Source organism: Neorhizobium sp. BETTINA12A (genome assembly GCF_023006485.1).
Classification (GTDB): Bacteria; Pseudomonadota; Alphaproteobacteria; order Rhizobiales; family Rhizobiaceae; genus Neorhizobium.
On record NZ_JALBGW010000364.1, the window covers coordinates 1 to 556 of the forward strand.

Annotated in this window: 1 protein-coding gene; it reads left to right on the forward strand. The window is 68.0% G+C overall.

Translation table 11 applies throughout. The annotated features are described in order from the left end of the window. On the forward strand, positions 1 to 556 hold a 556-nt coding region (locus tag MOV61_RS30180), incomplete at both ends, for a cation:proton antiporter (protein ID WP_247139210.1).

Genomic DNA, 556 nt, shown 5'->3' on the forward strand with positions numbered 1-556 from the left:
GGCGCTCTCCGTGCAATCGGCCGGCAGTCTCGATGCGGGCGTGGCGCTGCATCTTGCCGTCGCGGTGCCCGGCGGCCTGCTGCTCGGGGTCCTGGCCGCCTGGGTGGTCCGGCATCTCATGCGGTTCGTCGCCGGTACGCTCGGCGGCATCCTCCTGCAGTTCGTCCAGACCTTCCTTCTGTGGATCCTCGCCGAACGGCTCGGCCTGTCGGCGGTGCTTGCCATCGTCGCCTTCGCAATGACGCTCGCGAGAAGCAGCGAAGCCCGCTCCTCGGCGCGCATGCGGGTGCAATCCTACGCGGTCTGGACCGCCGTCGTGTTCGTTCTCAACGTCATGGCCTTCCTGCTGATGGGCATGCAGGTTCGCGACATCGTCGGCGGAATGCCGGCGGATCACCTCTGGGATGCGGCCCGCTTTTCGCTGCTGACGATCATGATCGTCATCGTCGTGCGGTTTGCGGTCTGCGTCGGCTACAATCGGCTCACCGCCTGGCATGAGCGCAGCCGCGGCAGGCCGGAACCCGCGACGACGACCCAGGCACTGCTGGCCGGCTGG